At 69.4% G+C, this 6,495-nt stretch carries 10 protein-coding genes and 1 pseudogene; 3 read left to right on the top strand and 8 right to left on the bottom strand.

From position 1 onward, the window contains the following. The 4 genes and pseudogenes from JMF86_RS20565 to JMF86_RS20580 form a co-directional block, all read right to left on the bottom strand. Window positions 1-452, bottom strand: a pseudogene (locus tag JMF86_RS20565) (VRR-NUC domain-containing protein); the annotation flags it as partial. Window positions 453-548: 96 nt separating this feature from the next. Beyond that, complete coding sequence (locus JMF86_RS20570; RefSeq protein WP_027808371.1) at window positions 549-1,430, bottom strand: MipA/OmpV family protein; 882 nt, start codon at window positions 1,428-1,430, stop codon at window positions 549-551. 202 nt (window positions 1,431-1,632) lie between these two features. Continuing rightward, window positions 1,633-1,944, bottom strand: a complete 312-nt coding sequence (locus JMF86_RS20575; protein WP_006479035.1) for a hypothetical protein — start codon at window positions 1,942-1,944, stop codon at window positions 1,633-1,635. Window positions 1,945-2,252: 308 nt separating this feature from the next. After that, on the bottom strand, window positions 2,253-2,552 hold the full coding sequence (locus tag JMF86_RS20580; protein WP_011547712.1) for a hypothetical protein: 300 nt from the start codon (window positions 2,550-2,552) through the stop codon (window positions 2,253-2,255). Window positions 2,553-2,691: 139 nt separating this feature from the next. On the opposite strand from JMF86_RS20580, the gene JMF86_RS20585 reads away from it, so the two are divergent. The 3 genes from JMF86_RS20585 to JMF86_RS20595 all read left to right on the top strand — a co-directional run bounded on the left by JMF86_RS20585 (window position 2,692) and on the right by JMF86_RS20595 (window position 4,306). Continuing rightward, window positions 2,692-2,940, top strand: coding sequence for a hypothetical protein (locus JMF86_RS20585; protein WP_011547713.1), 249 nt, complete (start codon window positions 2,692-2,694; stop codon window positions 2,938-2,940). A gap of 335 nt (window positions 2,941-3,275) precedes the next feature. Then, window positions 3,276-3,707: a CBS domain-containing protein gene (locus JMF86_RS20590; RefSeq protein WP_011547715.1), complete on the top strand. Its 432-nt coding sequence runs from the start codon at window positions 3,276-3,278 to the stop codon at window positions 3,705-3,707. A gap of 107 nt (window positions 3,708-3,814) precedes the next feature. Next, window positions 3,815-4,306: a PRC-barrel domain-containing protein gene (locus JMF86_RS20595; protein WP_011547716.1), complete on the top strand. Its 492-nt coding sequence runs from the start codon at window positions 3,815-3,817 to the stop codon at window positions 4,304-4,306. 22 nt (window positions 4,307-4,328) lie between these two features. Here JMF86_RS20595 and JMF86_RS20600 read toward each other — a convergent pair whose 3' ends face one another. From JMF86_RS20600 to JMF86_RS20615, 4 genes are all read right to left on the bottom strand, one after another. Then, window positions 4,329-4,967: a DUF4142 domain-containing protein gene (locus tag JMF86_RS20600; protein ID WP_011547717.1), complete on the bottom strand. Its 639-nt coding sequence runs from the start codon at window positions 4,965-4,967 to the stop codon at window positions 4,329-4,331. Between the two features lie 49 nt (window positions 4,968-5,016). Beyond that, window positions 5,017-5,562 (bottom strand): hypothetical protein, encoded by a 546-nt coding sequence (locus JMF86_RS20605; protein WP_011547718.1) that lies wholly within the window; start codon window positions 5,560-5,562, stop codon window positions 5,017-5,019. Window positions 5,563-5,641: 79 nt separating this feature from the next. Further along, the gene (locus JMF86_RS20610; protein ID WP_006479042.1) at window positions 5,642-6,052 is read right to left on the bottom strand and encodes a BON domain-containing protein; all 411 of its coding nucleotides are present in this window, start codon (window positions 6,050-6,052) and stop codon (window positions 5,642-5,644) included. 57 nt (window positions 6,053-6,109) lie between these two features. Next, window positions 6,110-6,495 (bottom strand): response regulator (locus JMF86_RS20615; protein ID WP_201317126.1); only part of this gene is annotated, 386 nt, incomplete at its 5' end.

Consider the following 6,495-nt stretch of genomic DNA (forward strand, 5'->3'; position numbering starts at 1 on the left):
CGGGCGTGCGCGCACCAGGCGTCGAGCGGTTGCGCGACGTCGTGCGTGGGCCGCAGCCGCTCGAGCCAGTCGGCCTTGCGCTCGCCCGCATGCGCGGCGAGCGCCGGAAAGATGCGCAGCAGCTCGGCCTTGGTCGACAGCGCGAACAGCGCGTCGAGCGTGAGCGCCGGCGCCGGATCGACCCAGCCGAGCGCGACGAGCGGTGCGGCGGCATCGAGCGTGCAGCCGATCTCGTCGTACACGAGCTTGCTCGCGCGGAAATCGGACCCGTTGCGCATCAGCATCCGCACGAGCAGCGCGCGCGACGCCTGCGGCAGCGTCGCGAACTGCCGGACGAATGCATGCTCGTGCGCGTCGAACAGGTCGTCGTAACGCTCGCCGAGCCAAGCCAGCGCGCGTTCGAAATTGGTCAGGTAGTAAAACGCCGGAGGCGTCGGCGAGGCAGGCGTCACGGGGATCGATCACTGTACGTTTGTACAGGTCGGAATCATATCAAATATGAAGGGCGATGCCGCGCGCGGCATCGCCCTTCCGCCGCCCGGCTCCGGTCAGAACTGGTAATTCACCGACATGTCGAACACGCCGTTGGTCGACTGCTGGGTGATCGGGCTGCGCGCGGCGCGGCCGACGAGCTGTTCGAGCGCGCCGTCCACCGTGACGAACCAGTGCTTGTTCACGAACCACACCATCGTCATGCCCACGCCGGCCGACTTGATCCCGGCCCCCGACGAATAGGCCGGCAGCCCCGAGCGTGCGGCGGCGCCCGGGTTCACGCCGAACCAGCTGTTCATGTAGCGGGAGTCGGCGAACGTCACGGTCGGCCCCGCGAACCAGAAGAAGTGCTCGTTGCTGCCGGGCATCGGCATGTACGCGGAGAAATCGCCGGTCCAGCCGTTCGACCCGCCGATGCTGCGCCGGACGTCCGCGCGCAGCACGAGCGGGAAATCCTTCGAGACCACGTAGTCGGCCGCGAGCTTCATCACGGGCGCCGCGTTGATGTTGTCGAGACCGTTCAGGTGGCCGAGATCGTCGGCCGACCGACGCCCGAGGTCATAGCCGACCGACAAACTCACGCGCCAGTTCGGCCCGCGCAGCACGTTCGCGCCGAGCCCCTCGCCGGTCGACAGGAAGAACAGGTCGCGATAGCGGATGTCGAAATTCGGGCCGCCCATCACGCGATAGCGGTCGGAGCCCGCATAGCGCGGCTGCAGCGTCATCGCGGCGCCGACGCTCACCTGCCAGGTCGGGATGTTCGGATCGAAGAGTTTCTGGAGCGGGACTCCCGCCGTGTATTGCCATTCGCCGAGCGGCGAAGGCGTCTGGGCCGACGCGTCGCGGGCGCCGGCGGCGGCGAGCGCCGCGAATGCCGAGAGGCTGGATACGAACCGGCGTGCGCCGGGTGACTGCAACAGGCGAGCAACAGTGGTCAAGGCGGTCTCCGTCGGCTGCACGAAACGAACCTGAGGGAAAGCGCGCCGCGCTTCACCGGCTGCAGCGGCAGGCAGCCAGCGGCGCGAACGTAGCATGCGCTGAATTAACGGACATCCTACGCGACGCGCGCACAGACGCAAAGCGCCCGTTGTGTACGGGCACTTTGCCGGAATCCGGCATGAGCCGGGGATGATTGCGAAATCAGAAACGCTCGACGTGATAGTCGCCGGCAAGCGCGGCCGGACTGCGCGTCGACATCATTCGCGAGAAGCCGTCGGCGAGCCGGCCGAGCGCGAGCTGCTTCTGGCTCGCGTCCCAGTGCGTGTAAGTGTCGTACGCGGCATCGTCGAACGAAACGGTGACGGCGACCGGGCGGCCGCTGGCGCGAAAACCGATCTGCAGCACGCCGCCCGGCAATTCCTCGATGTGATAGTGCAGCGAACGCGATTCGAAATAGCGGCCCAGTACCTGAGCGATCGCGCGCTTGTCTGGCGATTGCACGTGAATGTCCATGACGGTCCTCCTTTTCAGTGGTCGCGCGGCCGGTGGTGGCGCACTGCCCCCGCCCGGCATCCGCATCGGCGGCGGGTTCGACGGCGGGTCGCCCTGCGGCAAGCCGTCGGGCACGGGCGGATCGACCGGGTCGTCGTGCCCGGGCGGCGGCGGATCGGGGTCGACGTCGGGTGTCGTCGGTTCGGGGCGGTGCAGCATGGATGGCGTGTTCATGTCACTCCTGCGCGACGGCGCGCGCATCTCGATGGCGAAGCGAGCCCCCGCAAGCGCCGTGCCTGCTCCCGCGCCGTGAACCCCGGTCGCCCGGTTCAGACGTCGTAAGCCGCCATGACCAGCCACATCGTGCGCCCCTCGGCGCTCAGTTGCACGGCGAGCGCGAACGGATCGGACGGTTCGCATCGCGCGACGAGCGCCTGCTGCGCACGTTCGGGACCGTCGTAGACGGTGTCGTTCAGTTCGCGCACCTCGTCCTTGCCGTCGAACATGCGCCGCTCCGGCCGATAGACCAGCGATTCGCGCTTCCATGTGGCGAAACGCTCGCGTACGTGGCCGAAGTCGCCACCGCAGACGTTCGCGTCGTAACGTATCCTTTCCCTGGCTGCATTCATCGCGATGTCCTCTCGTCCATACCGGACGCGTGTGCGTCGTATCCGCATGCCCTGCCGGTTTCCGCCGGCTTGCAAGTGTCGTGCCGCGGATGCCGCAGGTACGCCGCTTGCGCCTTCTCATCGACAAGGAGGTTCGATCATGACCGCTCACGCCCCCGGCCGCCGCGACGCCGTGTCAGCGGCTGCCGGATTGCCCCGATTCGCCACGTCGCGTCCGCCGTCCGAAGACAAGACGGAGGAGCGCATCGACGAAGGGCTCGAGGAGACGTTCCCGGCCAGCGACCCGCCCGCCGTCGGCGGTGCGACGCGTATCGACCCCGCCAAGCCGTCCGGCGAGCACGAACGTCGCCCGCCGCACGTCCCTTCCCCGCCCCGCGATCACGGCTGACGGCGGCACCCGGCGCGCGGTGCAATGGCAGTGCGCGCGCCGGCCAGATCAGGAGGCAATCCGATGAAGGTCCTTGAACGCAGATGGCATGAAATCAGCGGTGCTGCCGGCGTCGCGGCGCTGGCCGCGATCGAAAGCGCGGTGGTGCTGGCGATCGTCACGATGACGGGCATCGGCCACTGACGTCCCGCGTCGACGCCGCAGCTGCCGCCGTGGAAGATGTACAAGCCGGCTGGCAAATTTCTCCGTCGCTAGGCAACTCAGGCCCGGCGTGTGCGCACCGCGCGCGGCACGCGGCCTGCTCCCGTATCGTCCCGATCACGAAGGAGGCGTTCATGTATCGCGTCAACGAGATCATGTCGCGCGACGTAGTGTGCGTCGCGCCGACCGACACGATTCGCCATGCGGCCGAATTGATGCAGCGCTTCGATATCGGCGTGCTGCCGGTTTGCGACGGCACCGAACTCGTCGCGATCGTGACCGATCGCGACCTCGCGGTGCGGGCGCTGTCGCACGGCCACTCGCCCGATACGCCCGTGCAGGCGGTCGCGTCCAGGCCCGTGCAGTGGTGCATCGAAGACGACGGCGTCGGCGACGTCCAGCAACGGATGGCCGACGTGCAGTTGCACCGTTTGCCGGTGCTCGATCGCAGTCTGAAGCTCGTCGGCATGGTGTCGCTCGGCGACATCGCGACGCGCGCGGGCGGCCCGGCGCGCGACGAGCTCGCCAATACGCTCGAGGACGTGTCGTTGCCGCGCCGCCGCTGACCGACTGGCGTCCCCCCATCATCCCGCGCGGCCTGTTGCCCCGACGAAATACGCGCGCAATGAATTTGCGCGCGGACCGGGTTGCCGCTTCGACCAGGAGGTTTTCGATGACAACGGACAAACCGTCGCGCATCGTCGGCGCGAATCCGCGCACGGCCGCAGGTGGGCCAGGCCCCGACGTGATGGCCGCCAGCACGTTCGAAGGCGATCGCGTGCTGACGATCGACGGCGACGATATCGGCAAGATCGCCAACATCATGCTGGACGTGCGCGCCGGGCGGATCGCGTATGCGGTGGTGTCGTCCGGCGGCCTGCTCGGGATCGGCGACAAGCTGCTCGCGGTGCCGTGGAATGCGCTCGTGCTCGATGCCGAGCGCCAATGCTTCGTGCTGCCCGTCGATACCGAACGGGTGCGCGAGGCGCCCGGCTTCGACAAAGGCCGGTGGCCGGCGATGGCCGACCCCGCGTGGGCCGAAGCACTGCATGCGTACTACGGCAGCTCGCCGTATTGGCTGATCGAGGAAGGCGAAACGGCGCTCGATTCGCCGCCGTACGAGGCGTCGCCGGGCGGCCCCGAAGACGGCACGCGGCACCACTGAAGCCTGCCGGCCGGAAGGCCGGTCACTGCGCGGCGGCCACCCTCTTCGCGAGTTGCCGCGCGGCGTTCAGGTGTGCGTTCAACACCGGCAGCGTGCGGGCCGCGAACGCGCGAAGCTGCGGGTCGCGGCCGTCTTTCGCCTCGGTTTCGTAAAGCCGGATCGCCGCTTCGTGGGCGCTCGGCCCGGCCAGCGCCACGTACGCCGTATCGAACGCGCGCCCGTCCTTCGCTCGCAATGCCGTGACCGCCGGATCGACGAGCATCCGCGTCTGGACCGGCACGCCTTTCTGCGCACCGATGTGGCGCAATTCGTCCGCGATACGCGCGTGATCGTCGAGCATTCGGCGCGCGAAGGCCTTCACGTCCGCGTTCGACGAACGGTCGAGCGCGAGTTGGCTGGCCTGTCGCTCCACCTTGCCGAGCATGCCCGCCTTGTCGACGAACTCGGCGTCGATGCCGATCGGCCGCTGCGTCAGGCCGGGCTCGTCGGCGGTGGGGCCGGGACGGATGACGCCCGGCGCGACCTGCGCGGACGAAGCGGGCGGCGCTTGCGCGTGCGAGAACGCGAACGTCAGGACGCCGGCGGCGGCAGTCAGCGTGACGACCGCCACTGGCCGACGCCCGCCCCGCTTCATCCTCCGGATTGTTCGGTTTGTGCTCATCCGGGCCTCCGTGTCGTGCGACGGAGCGGGTCCTCGGTGCGGCTTGCCGTCACGCGGGACGATGGGCCGACGAGAAGAAATCGGTCCACGCGCCGTTGTGCCACGCGCCCTCGGTGCGCTCCACCGACAGCGCGCCGGCGGCGAGCATCGTCCGCTCCGCGAACGTGATCGTGCGCCGCGTCACGTGCGCGGCCAGCACCACCCCGTTTTCGCATTGTTTCAGCGCGCCGTGCCCCTCCGGCGCATCGCCGCGCATTCGGCTGAGCGCGCCGCACAACGCGCCGACATAGCCGCCCACGAGCGGCACGCCGATCCACGCGAGCGGGGAATGCAGCCCGCCCAGATACAGCAGCGCGGCCCCGGCGAGCCCGACGATCGCGCCGATGGCCACGCCCTCCAGTGCACCGAGGCCGCCCGGCCGCGCGGCGGAGTCCGCATAGACGTCGCCGCCAAGCCAGAACAGCGCGTGCTGTCCAGGCGGATTGAGAAAGAAGACCTTCACGTCGTCCCGGTGCATGGCGTGGCCGCGCAATTGTTCCGCGCAGCGTTCCGCCTGCTCGAGCCGAGAGAAACGGCCCGCGATGATGGTGTCCATGTCGAACCTCCTGCCCGGTGACGCGCAGGGTCGCGGGCGCGCGACGCCCAATCGGCCCGGCGCTGGCCCGCGCATCACGTTACTTCCGGCGGATCTGCAGCTTGTCGCGCACGCCGCTCACGCCGCTGACGTCGTGCGCGACGCGGATCGCGGTCGCGCGTTGCCGCTCGTCGGGCACGTTGCCCGTGAGCTCGGCCACGCGGTCACGCACCTGCACGTCGATGTCGCCGGAGGCCAGACCGCGTTCGGCGACGAGCGCGGCCCTGACACGGGACGCGAGCGTCGCATCGCGGATCTGGCCCCCGACAGCCGACGCCTGGCTCGCGAGCTTCGCACGCGTGCCCTCCTCGGCCGATGCGTAGCGGGGTGTCGCGATCCATGCACACGACAGCATCAGTATGCTCGCGATCGGCACGGCCGGCGTCCTGCGTCGCGTGCGCGCCGGCTTGCCGCCGGTGCGGTCGTGCCGCGTGTTTTCCGTTGCGTCCATCGTGCCTCCTTTTTCGTATGCGATCCACCCGCCGCCGCGCCGTATGGATACGGCAGGCTACCGCTGGCGCGGCTTCCCGTCTCCAGTGTCTCCCGTGTCGCCCGCGTCATCCGGTACGACGTCGACGATCACGCTCGCGAGCGTCGGCATGTCGACCGGCTTGCACAGATACGCATCGAACCCCGCGGCCATCACCCGGCGCCGGTCGGCCTTGCCGGCGTGCGCGGTCACCGCGACGACCGGCAGATGTCCGCCGCCGTTCGGCAAGCGCCGGATCCGGTCCAGCAGCCAGTAACCGTCGCCGTCCGGCATCGCGAGATCCGACAGCACGACGCTCGGCGGCTGCCGCTCCACCGCTTCGAGCGCATCGTGCCCCGACCGCGCGGTCGATACCTGTGCGCCCATCGTTTCGAGCGCTGCCGCAAGGCTGGTCCGGGACGTTG

This window comes from Burkholderia sp. E168m15, assembly GCF_016586105.1.
GTDB classification, from domain to species: domain Bacteria; phylum Pseudomonadota; class Gammaproteobacteria; order Burkholderiales; family Burkholderiaceae; genus Burkholderia; species Burkholderia orbicola.